The sequence below is a fragment of the Roseobacter sp. HKCC-CH-9351 genome, from assembly GCF_037830295.1.
Lineage (GTDB): Bacteria > Pseudomonadota > Alphaproteobacteria > Rhodobacterales > Rhodobacteraceae > M30B80.
In genome coordinates this window covers 1,832,285-1,848,046 of the sequence record NZ_JBBLYM010000001.1, presented here as the reverse complement: position 1 = coordinate 1,848,046, position 15,762 = coordinate 1,832,285, and the positions used below count along the sequence as shown (strand labels likewise).

Sequence of the window (15,762 nt, the reverse complement as noted above, 5' to 3'; positions counted from 1 at the left end):
GATAGGTTTCTTGCCTGTATGAAACCTGCCTCAATAACTTGCGCCGGCCTTGTGCCGGCGTTTTTTTTGGGGTTTTCTCTGCGGCAGCGGGTCTAGGCCCCCTCCCCCATATTCGAGCCGCAGGAGATTCTTACCATGGCATTACAGACTGATCTTTCAGGAAAAACCGCTGTTATCACGGGTTCAAACTCGGGGATTGGGCTGGGCGTGGCTGAGATACTGGCGCAGGCGGGCGCGGATGTTGTTCTCAATTCCTTTACGGACCGCCCCGAAGACCATGTTCTGGCGGCTGATTTAGGCAAACGTCATGGCATCAGCGCGCGCTATATCGCGGCAGATATGTCGAAGCCCGATCAATGCCGCGCCCTGATTGAGGCGGCAGGGCGATGTGATATTCTTGTTAACAATGCGGGCATTCAACATGTCGCCCCGATTGAGGGCTTCGCACCCGAAAAATGGGACGCGATCATCGCGATCAATCTCTCCTCCGCGTTTCATACCACTGCTGTGGCGCTGCCGATGATGCGCAAGGCGGGTTGGGGGCGCGTGGTCAATATCGCCTCGGCGCATGGATTAACCGCCTCGCCCTATAAATCAGCCTATGTGGCGGCAAAGCACGGGGTCGTTGGCCTGACCAAGGTGACCGCCCTTGAAACCGCCGAAGACCCCATCACAGCAAACGCCATTTGCCCGGGCTATGTCTTGACGCCATTGGTCGAGGCCCAAATCCCCGATCAAATGAAAACGCATAATATGAGCCGTGACCAAGTTGTTCGTGATGTGATGTTGGCCCGCCAACCTTCCAAAGAATTCGCCACAGTTGAACAACTGGGCGGCACAGTTGCGTTTCTGTGCAGCGCCGCAGCCGATCAGATCACAGGAACAACCGTATCCGTTGATGGCGGTTGGATAGCCCTATGAGCATCAAACTCGACATCCTATCCGATCCGATTTGCCCGTGGTGCTATATTGGCTGGACAAACCTTGCCCGCGCAATGGAACAGCGCGCAGACCACCCCTTTGTGGTCGAATGGCATCCGTTCCAATTGAACCCCGATATGCCGCCCCAAGGGATGGATCGTGCCACCTATCTTGAGACAAAATTCGGCGGGCGGGCCAATGCCGCCACCGCCTATGCCCCCGTTCTGGAACATGCCGAAAAAGCGGGTTTGTCGATAGATTTTGCCGCTATTCCCCGCACTCCCAATACATTAAACGCGCACCGCCTCATCCATTGGGCGGGGCTGGAGGGGCGCCAAACCGCGGCTGCGGTGGCAATTTTCAAGGCGTATTTCATTAGCCACCGCGATATCGGTGCCGAAGATGTATTAGAGGGTATTGCAAGCGAGATCGGTCTTGACCGCGCAATGATCGCGCGCCTCTTAGCGGGTGATGCGGATCAGGCCGACATCACCGCACGCGACCAACATGCCCGCACCCGTGGGGTGACGGGGGTGCCCTGTTTTATTATCGCCAATCAACACGTTGTTACCGGAGCACAGCCTAGCGATTTCTGGCGCAATGTGATTGATGAGCTGAACCAACAAGTCCAAGAAACGGCCCCCGAATGACCCCTGCCTCAAAATCCCCGTCAAAGCTTGAATTTACAGCGATGATGGGGGTGCTCTTTGCAACCATCGCCTTTTCGATGGATGCAATGCTGCCCGCCCTGCCCCAAATCGCGGCCGAGCTTTCGCCAGATGACATCAACCGCGCGCAATTGATCCTGACATCATTTATCTTTGGCATGGGGATCGGAATTTTCATCGCTGGCCCAATTTCAGACGCTTTGGGACGCAAGCCCGTGATTTATCTCGGCGCAGGGTTCTACGCGCTTGGGGCGATCTTGGCCCATTATGCCCCCTCTCTCGAGCTTGTTTTGGCGGCGCGCGTTTTGCAGGGCATCGGTGCGGCAGGCCCGCGTGTTGTGACCTTGGCAATGGTGCGCGACCTTTATCAGGGCCGCGCGATGGCGCAGATTGTGTCCTATGCTATGTTGGTTTTCACCATTTTCCCCGCCATCGCCCCGTTGATCGGTGCGGCGATTATCGCGGGCTTTGGTTGGCGGGCGATCTTCGTGGCGTTTTTGGTCTTTATCCTTTTATCGGTATCATGGCTGGGTCTGCGGCAGCCCGAAACGCTACCGCCCGAGCGGCGGCAAAAGCCAAATCTTGCCGCCCTCAAATCCGCCATTTCGACCGCCCTTGGCATGCGCCAAATGCAGCTTTCTATTCTTGTGCAAACCTGCATATTCGGGGCGCTTTTTGGGGTGATTTCCTCCATTCAGCAGGTGTTTGACCTCAGCTTTGGACGCGGCGCTGAATTTCCATTCTGGTTTTGTGCGATTGCATTGATGGCTGCCCCATCAGGGCCGATCAACGGCAAAATGGTTATGCGATTTGGTATGCGCGCTATGGTGCGAGGTACGTTATTTGTGGTGCTGTTCAACAGCAGCATCGCGCTATTGGCCTTTGGCCTGATCTTTGAGGCTGGGCAAGGCTTTGCGCTTTATATTGCATGGACGCTGACCATCTTTGCCGCTGCGGCCTTTACCTTGGGCAATCTGAACGCCCTCGCGCTAGAGCCTTTGGGTCATATCGCGGGCACGGCCAGTTCGATGATGGGCGCCATCGCAACCATCGGCGGCGCGGTTCTGGGGGCGATTGTGGGCCAGTTTTTTGACGGCACGCCCCTGCCCCTGATCTCATTCGCGCTGTTCTTTGCCGCAATCGCCGTGGGGCTGATGCAAATGATGCCGAAATCCGAACAGGCGGGCTAGCCCTGCGCCTGTTCGGCCAGATCGCGGGCAATTACGAAGGCCCCTTTGATCTTATCGGCATCCTTGGCCCAGTCACGGCGAATGACGATTTTATTCTCTTTGATCTTGGCCAACCCGCGCTGATTTTCGACAAAGGCCACAAGGCCCGCAGGGTTCGGGAATTTGTCATTGTGGAATTGCAAAGTCGCCCCTTTGGGCCCCGCATCCATCTTAGCGATATGGGCGCGTTTACACATCGCCTTGATACGCATGACTAAAAGCAGCGTGTTAACTTCGCGCGGCAGCGGGCCGAAGCGGTCAATCATCTCGGCGGCAAACCCTTCGAGATCGACCTTGCTTTCCAATTGCGACAGGCGGCGATAGAGGCCAAGCCGCACATCTAAATCGGGGATATAGGCCTCGGGGATCATGACGGGCACGCCCAAATTGATCTGCGGCGACCATTGCCCGTCACTGACGGTGCTTTCGGCCGCACCAGAACGGATCGCGGCAATCGCCTCCTCCAACATGGATTGATACAGCTCGAACCCCACCTCGCGGACATGGCCCGATTGCTCCTCACCCACGATATTGCCTGCCCCGCGAATATCAAGGTCTTGGGATGCAATGGTGAAGCCTGCACCAAGACTGTCGAGGCTGCCCAACACCCTGAGGCGTTTTTCAGCGGCGGGGGTCAATTTTTCGCGCGGCTTGGTCGTCAGATAGGCGTAGGCGCGGGTTTTCGCGCGCCCGACACGGCCCCTGATCTGATACAACTGCGCCAGACCAAACATATCCGCGCGGTGAATGACCATCGTATTGGCGGTCGGAATATCAATTCCCGATTCAATGATCGTTGTGGCAAGCAGAACATCGTATTTGCCATCGTAAAACGCGTTCATGCGATCATCGAGATCACCTGCGGCCATCTGGCCATGCGCCACCACGAAACTGACCTCTGGCACATGATCCCGTAGAAAGGTTTCAATCTCGGGCAAGTCTTCAATACGCGGCACAACATAAAAGGACTGACCACCGCGATAATGTTCGCGCAACAGCGCCTCGCGGATGGTGGCCGCGTCAAATTCGCTGACATAAGACCGAATAGCCAACCGATCAACCGGCGGCGTTCCAATCAGGCTAAGGTCACGCACACCAGAAAGCGACATCTGCAATGTGCGCGGAATAGGCGTGGCCGATAGGGTCAGCACATGAACCTCAGAGCGGAACTCTTTGAGCCGCTCTTTGTGGTTCACGCCAAAGCGTTGCTCTTCATCTATCACCAAAAGCCCAAGATTGGCAAAGCGCACCCCTTTGGCCAAGAGCGCGTGGGTACCGATGACAATATCCACTGTCCCATCCGCCAACCCTGCGCGGGTTTCTGCGGCTTCTTTCGCGGACACAAAGCGAGACAATTGCGCAACTTTAAGCGGGAAGCCACGAAACCGCTCGGCAAAGGTGCGGGCGTGTTGACGCGCAAGCAATGTCGTGGGGGCGATCACCGCCACCTGCAGGCTAGAGGCCGCCGCAATAAAGGCCGCGCGCATGGCGACTTCGGTTTTGCCAAACCCAACATCGCCAACGATCAAGCGATCCATGGGGCGGCCACGGGCCAAATCTTCCACCACATCCGCGATGGCAGACAGCTGATCCTCGGTTTCCTCATAGGGGAAGCGGGCGCAGAAATTCTCCCACATGTCATCGGGCGTGCCCAAAATCGGCGCTTGGCGCAATTCGCGTTCTGCGGCGATCCGGATCAGCTTATCCGCAATCAGGCGGATGCGTTCCTTCATCCGCGCCTTTTTCGCCTGCCATGCGCCACCGCCAAGTTTATCAAGCAGACCCTCATCATGGCCATAGCGACTGAGAAGTTCGATATTCTCAACGGGCAAGAACAGACGATCCCCGCCTGCATATTCAAGCGCCAAACATTCATGCGGGGCGCCTGCGGCGGTGATGGTTTCCAGCCCCTTGAACCGCCCGATGCCGTGATCAACATGCACCACCATATCACCCGCTGAAAGGCTTTGCGCCTCGGTCAGGTAATTCTCGGCACGTTTTGTTTTGCGGCGGGGACGGATCAGCCGGTCGCCCAACACATCTTGCTCTGAGATCACTGCTAGATTGGGGGCGGTAAACCCCTCCTCAAGCGGCCAGATCACGCAAGAGATGCTGCCTTTGGGCAGATCAGTCGTGAAATGATCAAGCTTGACCAAACTAGACAAGCCTTGATCGGTCAAAATCTGCATCAGGCGTTGCCGCGCCCCTTCTGACCAAGAGGCCAAAATTACCGCGCACGATTGGCGTATATCGCGGATATGATCGCAAAGCGCCTCAAATATATTGATATTCTCTTGCTGCCGTTCAGGCGCGAAATTGCGCCCGACACGCCCGCCTGCATCAATCACATTCGGGCCCATGGCGGCAGGCAGCGGTGAGAAATGCAAAACCCGATGCGGCGCCAAGGCGGCGGCAAACCGCGTCTCGTCAAGATAGAGCAAGTCAGGCGGCACAGGTTTATAGACGCTGTCCAACCGCCCCTTTTGCGTCAATGCCGTTTTGCGCGTGTCATATTGATCGCTGATCGTCTCCCATCGTGCGGCGTACTGCGGCACAGTCTGGTCATCCATCGTGACCACGGCATCGGGCAGATAATCAAACAAGGTCTCAAGCTTGGGGTGAAAATAGGGCAGCCAATGTTCCACGCCCTGGTATTTACGCCCCGCACTGACTGCCTCATAGAGCGGATCATCATTTCCCGCAGCCCCAAATTCGATGCGGTAATTCTGTCGAAACCGCGTGATTGCGGCCTCGTCCATCACAACCTCGGAGACGGGCGAAAGCGATAAATGGGTCAGGGTTTCAAGACTGCGCTGCGTTACAGGGTCAAAACTGCGCAGCCCATCAAGAACATCACCAAAAAGGTCAAGCCGATAGGGTTGCGGCGTTCCCGCAGGCCAAATGTCAATAATCCCGCCGCGCAGGGCATAATCCCCCGCCTCGGTCACAGTGGGAGTTTGCGTGAACCCCATGCGCACCAAAAAGGCGCGCAAGGCGTCTTCGTCTATGCGCTGACCCACAGTGGCGTGAAAGGCCGCCTCACGCAGCAAATCGCGCGGGGGCAAAAATTGCGTGGCCGCATTAAGCGTGGTTAAAACAACCGCAGGCCCAATCCCGCCCTGCACCAACCGCGCCAAGGTAGCCATGCGCCGCGCTGAAATCTCGGCGTTGGGGGAGATGCGATCATAGGGCAAACAATCCCAGCCGGGAAAGCGCAGAAGGGTAAGATCAGGAGCAAAGAATTGCAGCGCGACGGCAATGCTTTCAGCACGTTTGTCGTCACGCGCAATATGCAGCACCATTGCCTCATCAGACCCCGCGCGCTCTAATTCGCGCAGGATCATCTGCGCGTCATATCCTTCGGGCACGCCAGAGGCGCGAATATGGGCGGGTTGGGGTTTTGCGTGTGACATGGAAGCGTCAGGTAAAGGGGCAGCCCCGCGTGTCAAGATCAAAGCGGTGATTGCGGCACACGTTGAAGGAAAAACACGCCCTAAATCGCCGTGAAAAAAATCAACACGCTGCCAAGGAATTGCAAACGGCGGCGATGGCGCATCAATGCGCGGATCTGATCCTGTGGCGGGATCTGCGGCCAAGCCTGCGCCAAACGATTGCGCAAATAGCCGACACCTACGGCGGGCATTACAAGAAAGAACACCGACTGCACCAAAGGACTGTCATAATAAAAGCCAAGCGCAGCCAGAAAGCCCAAGATCGGCCCTAAAAGCGTCACCAATATTGGCCCAGGCTGTGCATCGAGGCCGCGCAAATCACGCGCGGTGATCTCGGCCAATTGCAGCGCATCGCTTCACGCAGTTTCATCCCCCGATTCGGCACGGCGGATCATGGCAAAGGGCACACCAAGCGTGGTTTGTGTCCAATGTGACCACAAAAGCGCAAATAAGACCCAATACCACACCGCCTCAAAAGCGGAGAAATCCAAAACCGTGATTATATGATCGAGAAACTACACTGATTTTCTTGGCCCTGTTTTCGCACCCCGCCCCCTTCTACGCGGCAATTATGGCCTTTTCTAGCCTTGAGAAATCTCCTGTGACCTGTCAGAAATTTGAGACAGATAGGATCAAGGAGATCAGCGTGACCCAAGCCCCGTTTCCCCTCGCCCGTCATCGCCGCACCCGCGCAAGCGCCGCTTTGCGCAATCTGACCCGCGAGGTGGAATTAAGCGTCAATGATCTCATTTGGCCCGTGTTTTTGCGCGATGGCGAAGGGGTTTGCGAACCTGTCGCTTCCATGCCTGGGGTCAATCGTTTGTCGCTTGATTTGGTGGTCAAAGCTGCGCAGGGGGCTGAGGCGCTTGGCATTCCCGCGATCTGCCTGTTCCCCTATACAGATCCCGCGCTTAAAACCGAGGACTGCGCCGAGGCGTGGAACCCTAAAAACCTGACCAATCGCGCGATTGCCGCCATTAAAAAGACCGCCCCCAATATTGCGGTCATGACCGATATTGCCCTCGATCCTTATAATATCAACGGGCATGATGGCTATGTGCGCGATGGTGAAATCATCAATGACGAAACCGTTGAGGCATTGGTGAAAATGGCATTGGCGCAGGCCGAGGCAGGCGCAGATATCTTGGGGCCATCGGATATGATGGATGGCCGCATCCGCGCCATTCGCAGCGCGCTTGAAGGGGCAAACCACCGCAATGTGACGATTATGTCCTATGCGGCCAAATTTGCCTCAAGCTATTACGGGCCATTTCGTGATGCGGTAGGTGCGTCTGGTGCGCTGAAAGGCGATAAAAAAACTTATCAAATTGATCCCGCCAATCGCAACGAGGCCTTGGCCTGCGTTGAGCGCGATTTGATGGAAGGGGCGGATATGGTTATGGTGAAACCAGGCCAACCCTATCTCGACATTGCGCGCGCGGTCAAAGACCGCTTTGGCGCGCCGACCTATGCCTATCAGGTCTCAGGCGAATACGCGATGATCGAGGCCGCCGCGGCGAACGGGTGGATTGATGGCGAAAAAGTCATGCTTGAAAGCCTGATGTGTTTCCGCCGCGCAGGATGTGATGGTGTGCTGACCTATTTCGCCCCACGGGTCGCGGCGATCCTACAGGGCTAGGCAAAAACACCTCAAACCTGCGTCATTTGATCAAATTGCGCCGCTTTGCTCATGACAAACCGCGCGCAACCCCGTAAAAGATGGGCAGAGACATTACAGGGAATGAGGTCACATATGAGCAGTGAAACAAAACAATCTCATTCGCCCCAAATTCTGACCCGCCGCAATTTTGTGCTTGGTGGGACAGCGGTGCCGCTCTTGGCGGCCTGCGGCAATGGGGTGAATTCGCAAGCCTCGCAGCGTCTGGATGCACGTGTGGACAGCGCGCAGGAATTCATGTTCCAAGAAATTCCAGGAACAGAAGAACTGGCCTATAACGCGGCTGGCGTTCTGATCATGCCATTGGTCACCGAGGCTGGCTTTGGCTTTGGCGCATCTTATGGACGCGGCGCATTGCGTATCAATGGCGCAACGGTTGATTATTACAACGCAATCAGCGGATCTTTCGGATTTCAGATCGGCGCGCAGCAATATGCACATGCGCTGTTTTTCATGACCGAAGAGGCGCTCAGCTCGTTCCGTGGCTCGCCGGGTTGGGCGGTTGGTGCCGATGTGCGCTATGCCTTTAACGCAAGCGGTGCATCTTTGGGCATTGACAGCAACACCCTGACGAATCCCGTGATTGCGGTCGTGTTTGGTCAGGCGGGGCTGATTGCGGGCGCCACGCTTGAAGGCACGCGCTACTCGCGCATCATCCCGTAACTGACAGGGCAATGGGGTCGCTGCTGCGTTGGTTTGTGCGGATCACCTCAGTGGTGATCTTTGTGGTCGTGGTTGCAACCACGATTGCCTATTGGTTTGCCGCGCGATCCCTGCCCCAATATAACGCCACATGGCGCATGGCGGGCTTGGAAAACGGCGCCGAGATTGTGCGCGCCCAGGGGGCAATCCCGCATATTTTTGGGATGACCGACCAAGATGTCTTCTACGGCCTTGGTGTTGCGCATGCGCAAGACAGGCTGTGGCAGATGTTGGTTTTGCGCCGCACAGCACAAGGCCGCCTTTCTGAAATATTCGGAGACCGCAGCCTGCGCAGCGATGACCTCATGCGCCGCCTTGATCTTGAGGCCTATGCAGAAGCATCTTATGCCAATTACTCGGCAGCCGCCCGCAACGATTTCGAGGCCTATGCCGCAGGGGTTAATGGGTGGTTGGATCAAATCGCGCGCGAGGCCTTAGGGCGTGGTGCGCCCGAATTGTTCTTGTTCGAGCCCGATATCGCCCCATGGCGGCCGCAAGACAGTATCGCCATCTCAATGTTGATGGCCCTCACCTTGAGTGACCAAGCGCAAAGCGATGTCTTACGGGCCCGCGCGATTTTGGCCCTAGATCGCCCTGAACGCATTCGTGATTTGCTGCCCGATGCTCCGGGTGCGGGCATTGCGGCGCTGCCGCAATATGCAAGCCTATTCAACGCAGATCCCAGTGATTTTGCCGAACTCACAACCACGCCGCGCATCGAGGATCCGCTCTATCCTGTGGCGCCCCGCGGCCTTGCGGGGGCGTCAAACGCATGGGCCGCAGCCCCGTTTCGCGCGACAAGCGGCGCGACCCTTCTGGCCAATGATCCCCATTTGGGTTTAAGCGCCCCATCGATTTGGTATCTGGCGCGGCTTGAACTGGCCTCAGGCGGGGTGATTGGGGCGACCATTCCTGGTATGCCCATCGTGGCCGTTGGGCGGTCTGATCGTTTGGCATGGGGCATGACTTCGGCCTATATCGATGATATGGATCTCTTCGTTGAAGAACTTGATCCAAACGATCCCACGCTTTACCGCGCGGGGGCGGAGTTTATCCCCTTCGAGACGCGCCAAGAAATCATTCAGGTCGCAGATAGTGCGCCTGTAACCATCACTCTGCGCAACAGCCGAAATGGCCCTGTCATCCCTGCGACCCATTGGGATTTGGGAACGGTCACGCCTGAAAACCATGTCATGGCTTTGGCATGGACGGCGCTCAACCCCCGCAATACAAGTTTGCAAGCGGGGCTTGCCTTGATGCGTGCGCAATCCGTGGATGCAGCCATTCGCGCCACGCGCGGTCACATCGCGCCTTCGCAAAACCTGACCTTGGCCGATAGTGCGGGCAATATTGCGCTGCAGGTCATTGGCCGCCAACCCCGCCGCAATCCCGAGATGATTGGTCAAGGGCGCATCCCTGCGCAAGGATGGCTTGACCAGAACCGATGGCGCGGCATGATGCCCGCTGAGGCTAATCCGAGCTTTGTGAACCCAGAGGGCGGCATTGTTGGCAACACCAATAACAAAACGATAGACCGCGCCTTTCCAGATCATTTGAGCTATAATTGGGGCGATACGCAGCGCGTATTGCGCTGGCAGCGACTGATGCAAATGCGCGCAGTGCATACGCGCGATAGTTTCAGCGAAGCGCAGCTTGATCCCGTCTCTGCTGCGGCTGTGAATATTCTGCCTTTGGTTGGGGCGGAGTTGTGGTTCACAAGCACAACCGCCCCCGAAGGCACGCCCGAGCGGATGCGCGCCCGCGCCTTGGAGCGTTTGGCGGATTGGGACGGCAATATGAACAAGCATATGCCCGAGCCATTGATCTACATCGCGTGGATGCGCGCGCTGCAACAGCGGCTGATCCGTGACGATATCGGCCCCTTGGCTGATCAATTTTATGCGGTTGAACCAATTTTTATCGAGCGCGTGTTCCGTAACATCGATGGCGCAGCGGTCTGGTGTGATCTGCGAACAACATCGCGCGTTGAGACCTGCCCTGAAATCGCAGAGGCCGCGCTTGACGGTGCCTTGCTTGAATTGCGCGAGACATATGGTGCGAATTTGGACAGTTGGCGGTGGGGCGCGGCACATGAGGCGGTGCATCGTCACCCCGTCTTGGGCCAAACCGATCTTTTTTCGTGGATTGTGAATATCCGCCAATCCACATCGGGCGGCCCGCATAGCCTGATGCGCGGGGCCATTTCATGGGAGGGGGATGCGCCCTATGAAAATCGTCACGCTGCAGGCTATCGCGGGGTGTATGACTTTGCCGATCTCGACAGCAGTGTCTTTGTCATTTCCACGGGCCAATCAGGCCATCCGTTAAGCCGTCATTATGACGACTTATCTGAACTGTGGCGGCGCGGTGAATACCTTCCCATGAGCCTTGATCCAACCCTTGCGCGGGCAGGAAACCTTGGGATCACAACCTTGATCCCGCGCTAAAGTTTTGAAAACCGCGCACTTTGGGTGGCAGTCCATTCGACTGTGAAATACTGGCCCTGATCATCAACCTGCTCTTCGCGCACCACGCCCTCCTCAAACAGCCATGCACGCGCGCGGCCAGCGGAATGGGGCAGATGCAAGGTTTCGGTGATCTTTGGCGGGGCCAGTTGCGCTGCAATCATGCGGTGCAGGTGATCTACCCCCTCGCCTGTCAATGCAGACATTGCGACAACATCAGTGCGCCGCGCGGCTAACACGCGCAAACTGTCCTGCGCCTCAGGGCCAAGTCGGTCGATCTTATTCCATACTTCGATCTGCGGCACATCCTTGGACGCCCCCAATTGCTCAAGAATCAAATGCACTTCGGCGGCCTGTTCCTCGGTTTGCGGGTGCGAAATGTCGCGCATATGCAAAATAAGATCAGCGTCCAAAACCTCCTCCAAGGTGGCGCGAAAGGCCGCCACCAATTGGGTCGGCAAATCCGAGATAAAGCCAACCGTATCAGACAAGATCACCTCTGACCCATCAGTCAAATGAATGGCGCGCATGGTTGGATCAAGCGTGGCAAAAAGCATATCTTGCGCCAAAACATCCGCACCGGTTGCGCGATTGAACAGCGTGGATTTCCCCGCATTGGTATATCCCACCAAGGCCACAACGGGATAAGGCACTTTGGCGCGCGCAGCGCGATGCAAAGATCGAGTTTTGACCACCTTTTCCAATTGCCGCTTCAGGCGCACCATTTGCGCGTCAATGGCACGGCGGTCTGCCTCAATTTGGGTTTCGCCAGGGCCGCCCACGAACCCCAAGCCACCCCGCTGACGTTCAAGATGCGTCCATGCACGCACAAGGCGGGTGCGCTGATAGGACAGGGCCGCCAAGTCGACCTGTAACACCCCCTCGCGGGTGGCGGCGCGGGCTGCAAAAATCTCAAGGATCAGGCCCGTCCGATCCAGCAGCTTAACCCCCCAATCCTTTTCCAAATTGCGCTGCTGCACGGGCGTCACTGCGCCATTGATCAAGACAAGACCCACATCATGTTCTTTGATTTGATCTTTCAATTCTGCCAATTTGCCCGTGCCAAACAAACGCCCCGGCTTAGCCGCCGGCAGCCGCACCACCTGAGACAGGGCAACCTCAAGATCAGGCAGCGCCATGGCAAGCGACACCGCCTCCTCAAGGGCTGCGGTGGGTTCGGGACGGTTTTTATCGCTCAGGATGTCAGGGTGGAGAACAAAGGCGCGCAGATCCGCGCCCTTGGTCAGACCTTCATCACGGCCCTTTTTTGGCGTCACTCTTCGCCTTCATAGAGACTGATTGGTTGCGCGGGCATAATCGTGGAGATCGCATGCTTATAGACAAGCTGCGACTGGCCATCGCGGCGCAGAAGCACGCAGAAATTATCAAACCAAGTGATGACGCCTTGCAGCTTCACCCCGTTAATCAAGAAAATTGTAACAGGCACTTTTGCCTTGCGCACATGGTTCAGGAAAGAATCCTGCAAGTTTGTTTTCGTGTCGGCCATTTTAGTTTCGCCTTATCGTTGTGCTGTTTGGTTGGCTCCAAACACTGTCAGATTGCGTCAAGTATGAAGTTAATTTTGGGAAAATTAAACCCCGATTTAAAACTTCCAAAATAAAAGGTGAAAAAATATATATTAACCGCGCCAGAACCGTGGCGATATCAATGCGACCAGAACCAATGTCTCCATCCGCCCCACAATCATCGCAAAGGCCAATAACATCTTGGCAAGGTCATTCAGAGCCGTAAAGCTGATCGCCGTTTCACCCCCAACAGCGGCCAAAGGCCCTGTGGTGGTGAGCGCAAGGATGGTCAAAATCATGGCTGTCTCAAAATCAAGGCCCGTGGCCGCCAAAAGACACATGAACAGCGCCATGGAGAGGGTCAAAAGCATGAAAAACACCCATGCGATATAGGCCCCCTCACGGCGGATGCGCCGCCCCAAGCGGCCTGCGCCCGCAACGGAATGCGGGTGGATCAGTTTCTCGACCTCGCGCAACCCGTGCTTATAGAGCGCGTAAACCCGCAGCAATTTCACCCCGCCCGCCGTGGTCGCAACCCCACCCCCCATCAGGGCCAGACCGATCAACACCATGCCCGGCGCATCGATGCCCGACCATTGGCTTGCAGCATCCCAGCCTTGGCTGACAAAGCCCGTGGTGGTCAGGAAAGAGGCCACGGTGAAAATGCCCCCCCATAGGGATGCCACCGCATCTGAAAACCGCGCTGTTTCCGTCTCAATGGCGCCAAACCAATGGCGCAGGAACAACAGCGCAGGCACGATCACAATTGCGGCCAAGGCCAGACGCACTTCGCGATCTTTTAACATGCGGCGTGGGTATTCGCGGTTCAACGCATGGGTAAAGCTGCGGCGTGACAGGGCAAATACAAAGAAAATCAAAACCATCGCCTCGGCTCCAACAGAGCCGATTTGACCATTCAAACTGATCCCCGATGTGGACAAGGTTGACATTGCATGGATCAGCGCGGGCAAGCTTTCCGACCCCGTGATCATCAGCAAAACCCATAAGATAATCGTCAAGGCGATATAGGTCGGAGCCAAGCGGCGTGCATGTTTGACAAGGCGCTGCTCTGGCGAAGCGGCGCGCATCTGCCCTGCTGATCGGGTCTGAAGCCCCTGCACCTGCGCCTCGGATGTCACCTCATAGCCGCCCAAATTAAGCGGTGCCAAAATCGCAATCGCAGAGAGCCAGATTAAGAAACCGCCAAACCACCCCACAGTCGCGCGCCACATCACCAACGGATCGCTGAGGCGTTCTGCATCAAAGAAGCTTGCGCCTGTCGTGGTCAGGCTCGAAACCATATCGATATAACAGGTGAAAAAGCGGGCATCCTCCATGGAGGCATCCATAGGAAAGGCCAAGATCAGCGGCAAAAGCAGATAGGCCAAAAGCAAGGTGATCAGCTGTGTCCACCCCGTTTGCACCTGCGCGGAACTGGTGGTTACAAACCCAAGAAGCATTGCCAGAATGAAGAATAAAATCGCGCTGTAAAAGAAGACGCGGCTTGTTGGCATGTCGTCTTGCCCCAAAGCCACGATTGAGGGCAATAACATCGCCCCTGCTGAAATCCCGATGAGGATCACGAACAGCGGCAGTTTAGCGATGCTTTGACCAATGCTCATACTGACTTCATGGGTTGACTTCACGGGCTGACTAGACGGGCGGGCCGCAGCGGCGGCGCTTAAAAGAAATCGACCGAGACTTGCAACAGGGCCTCGACCGCAGGCACATCTTTCGACAAGGCGAACATCACGATGATATCGCCCTCATCCAAACGGGTCGAGCCTGCTGGGCGGATCACATCCCCCGCTTTCAGCAGCGCCCCAACCAAAACGCCCTCGGGGAATTCGATATCGCGGATTTGCTTACCCGCAAGCGGCGAGGTCGACATTACTTCGGCCTCGATGATCTCGGCCTCGGCATCGCCAATTGAATAAACCCCTTGCACACGGCCATGGCGGATATGGCGCAGGATGCTCGACACTGTGGTTGCACGCGGGTTGACATAGGCATCAATGTCCAATGGGCCCATCATCGGCACCATAGTAGGATCATTCACAAGCGCAATCGCCATACCTGCCCCTTCGGCCTTGGCGCGCACAGAGGCGAGAAGGTTGGTTTTATCGTCATCCGTGACGCAAAGAACGGCATCGGATTTATCAATCCCCGCCTCGCGCAGGATCTCGATATCCATGCCATCGCCATAAAGCACGATCGAGCGTTCCAACGCATCTGCCGCCCGTTCAGCGCGGGCGCGATTGGCCTCGATCAGACGCACGCGGGGACGATGTGCAGCACTTTCCAATTTGCGCGCAACAGCAAGACCCACATTGCCCCCGCCAATGATTACCACACGTTCTTGACGCGATTGCGTTTTGCCAAAAATCTCAAGGGTGCGCGCCGCATCATCCGTATGGGTAAAGACGTAAATCTGATCCCCTGCAAAAAGCTGATCGCGAGGTTCGGGGGCAAAAAGCGTACCGTCACGGCGCACCCCCACGACCATCGCGCGCAAGGTCGAGAACAATTCCGTCAACTGACGCAACGGGGTTTCCAAGACGGGGCTGTCATCCTCAAGCTGAATGCCAAGCAGCTGCACCTTGCCGCTGAGGAATACCTCGGACTCAAAACTTGCGGGTTGTGACAAGCGGCGCAATGCGGCCTCGGCCACCTCGCGTTCGGGGGAAATTACAACATCAATGGGCAGGTGATCCCTGCGATAGAGATCGGAATAATCCGCCTTGAGGTAGGATTGCGCGCGCAATCGCGCGATTTTGCGCGGAACCCCGAAGACCGAGTGCGCCACCTGACAGGTGACCATGTTCACCTCATCAGAATAAGTAGCTGCGATAACCATATCGGCATCGCGCGCCCCTGCGCGCTCAAGCACATCGGGGTGGCTGGCAAACCCCGTGAGGCCCTGCACATCCAACGTATCGGACGCACGGCGCACCAATTCGGGGTTGTTATCCACCACCGTTACATCGTTGCTTTCGCCTGAAAGATGTCGCGCAATTTGCCAACCCACCTGGCCCGCGCCACAAATGATGACTTTCATCTTTCCCGTATCCTTACGCGATAACGTTCAGTGCGCCTTCAAGGGGATCAGGATTGGCAGAAA

The 15,762-nt window shown here is 56.6% G+C and carries 12 protein-coding genes; 6 read left to right on the top strand and 6 right to left on the bottom strand.

Features of this window, described 5'->3' with window-relative positions; all coding sequences use genetic code 11:
- The first annotated feature begins 135 nt into the window (after positions 1-135).
- Genes AAC632_RS09245 through AAC632_RS09235 form a run of 3 tightly spaced genes read left to right on the top strand, consistent with a single transcriptional unit; the run spans position 136 to position 2,779 of the window.
- Positions 136-921: a 3-hydroxybutyrate dehydrogenase gene (locus tag AAC632_RS09245; RefSeq protein WP_340296685.1), complete on the top strand. Its 786-nt coding sequence runs from the start codon at positions 136-138 to the stop codon at positions 919-921.
- Positions 918-1,571, top strand: a complete 654-nt coding sequence (locus AAC632_RS09240; RefSeq protein ID WP_340296687.1) for a DsbA family oxidoreductase — start codon at positions 918-920, stop codon at positions 1,569-1,571. Before AAC632_RS09245 ends, AAC632_RS09240 begins: the two co-directional genes overlap by 4 nt.
- Positions 1,568-2,779 (top strand): multidrug effflux MFS transporter, encoded by a 1,212-nt coding sequence (locus tag AAC632_RS09235; RefSeq protein WP_340296689.1) that lies wholly within the window; start codon positions 1,568-1,570, stop codon positions 2,777-2,779. Before AAC632_RS09240 ends, AAC632_RS09235 begins: the two co-directional genes overlap by 4 nt.
- Here AAC632_RS09235 and mfd read toward each other — a convergent pair.
- Both mfd and AAC632_RS09225 read right to left on the bottom strand, forming a co-directional pair.
- On the bottom strand, positions 2,776-6,231 hold the full coding sequence (mfd, locus tag AAC632_RS09230) for a transcription-repair coupling factor (RefSeq protein WP_340296691.1): 3,456 nt from the start codon (positions 6,229-6,231) through the stop codon (positions 2,776-2,778). The two genes, AAC632_RS09235 and mfd, sit on opposite strands and share 4 nt — an antisense overlap.
- Before the next feature lie 80 nt (positions 6,232-6,311).
- Entirely contained in the window at positions 6,312-6,611 is a 300-nt protein-coding gene (locus AAC632_RS09225) for a hypothetical protein (protein ID WP_340296693.1), read from the bottom strand.
- A gap of 299 nt (positions 6,612-6,910) precedes the next feature.
- Between AAC632_RS09225 and hemB the strand changes: the two genes are divergently transcribed.
- The 3 genes from hemB to AAC632_RS09210 all read left to right on the top strand — a co-directional run bounded on the left by hemB (position 6,911) and on the right by AAC632_RS09210 (position 11,097).
- Positions 6,911-7,909, top strand: a complete 999-nt coding sequence (hemB, locus tag AAC632_RS09220) for a porphobilinogen synthase (RefSeq protein WP_340298737.1) — start codon at positions 6,911-6,913, stop codon at positions 7,907-7,909.
- Between the two features lie 114 nt (positions 7,910-8,023).
- Positions 8,024-8,611, top strand: coding sequence for a lipid-binding SYLF domain-containing protein (locus AAC632_RS09215; protein WP_340296696.1), 588 nt, complete (start codon positions 8,024-8,026; stop codon positions 8,609-8,611).
- 11 nt (positions 8,612-8,622) lie between these two features.
- Positions 8,623-11,097, top strand: coding sequence for a penicillin acylase family protein (locus tag AAC632_RS09210; protein ID WP_340296697.1), 2,475 nt, complete (start codon positions 8,623-8,625; stop codon positions 11,095-11,097).
- Here the strand turns inward: AAC632_RS09210 and hflX are convergent.
- The 4 genes from hflX to trkA form a co-directional block, all read right to left on the bottom strand.
- Positions 11,094-12,392 carry a GTPase HflX gene (hflX, locus tag AAC632_RS09205; protein ID WP_340296699.1) on the bottom strand — a complete coding sequence of 433 codons (1,299 nt, stop codon included), beginning with the start codon at positions 12,390-12,392 and terminating at the stop codon, positions 11,094-11,096. The two genes, AAC632_RS09210 and hflX, sit on opposite strands and share 4 nt — an antisense overlap.
- The gene (hfq, locus tag AAC632_RS09200) at positions 12,389-12,622 is read right to left on the bottom strand and encodes an RNA chaperone Hfq (RefSeq protein ID WP_317654620.1); all 234 of its coding nucleotides are present in this window, start codon (positions 12,620-12,622) and stop codon (positions 12,389-12,391) included. Before hfq ends, hflX begins: the two co-directional genes overlap by 4 nt.
- 132 nt (positions 12,623-12,754) lie before the next feature.
- Positions 12,755-14,263, bottom strand: coding sequence for a TrkH family potassium uptake protein (locus AAC632_RS09195; RefSeq protein WP_340296701.1), 1,509 nt, complete (start codon positions 14,261-14,263; stop codon positions 12,755-12,757).
- Between the two features lie 59 nt (positions 14,264-14,322).
- Positions 14,323-15,699, bottom strand: a complete 1,377-nt coding sequence (trkA, locus tag AAC632_RS09190) for a Trk system potassium transporter TrkA (RefSeq protein ID WP_340296703.1) — start codon at positions 15,697-15,699, stop codon at positions 14,323-14,325.
- Positions 15,700-15,762: the final 63 nt, after the last annotated feature.

What these genes read in the sequence shown, in the direction of transcription:
- AAC632_RS09245 (WP_340296685.1), top strand. Translation starts at nt 136, where the DNA reads ATGGCATTACAGACTGATCTTTCAGGAAAAACCGCTGTTATCACGGGT.
- AAC632_RS09240 (WP_340296687.1), top strand. Translation starts at nt 918, where the DNA reads ATGAGCATCAAACTCGACATCCTATCCGATCCGATTTGCCCGTGGTGC.
- AAC632_RS09235 (WP_340296689.1), top strand. Translation starts at nt 1,568, where the DNA reads ATGACCCCTGCCTCAAAATCCCCGTCAAAGCTTGAATTTACAGCGATG.
- mfd (WP_340296691.1), bottom strand. Translation starts at nt 6,231, where the DNA reads ATGTCACACGCAAAACCCCAACCCGCCCATATTCGCGCCTCTGGCGTG.
- AAC632_RS09215 (WP_340296696.1), top strand. Translation starts at nt 8,024, where the DNA reads ATGAGCAGTGAAACAAAACAATCTCATTCGCCCCAAATTCTGACCCGC.
- AAC632_RS09210 (WP_340296697.1), top strand. Translation starts at nt 8,623, where the DNA reads ATGGGGTCGCTGCTGCGTTGGTTTGTGCGGATCACCTCAGTGGTGATC.
- hfq (WP_317654620.1), bottom strand. Translation starts at nt 12,622, where the DNA reads ATGGCCGACACGAAAACAAACTTGCAGGATTCTTTCCTGAACCATGTG.
- AAC632_RS09195 (WP_340296701.1), bottom strand. Translation starts at nt 14,263, where the DNA reads ATGAGCATTGGTCAAAGCATCGCTAAACTGCCGCTGTTCGTGATCCTC.
- trkA (WP_340296703.1), bottom strand. Translation starts at nt 15,699, where the DNA reads ATGAAAGTCATCATTTGTGGCGCGGGCCAGGTGGGTTGGCAAATTGCG.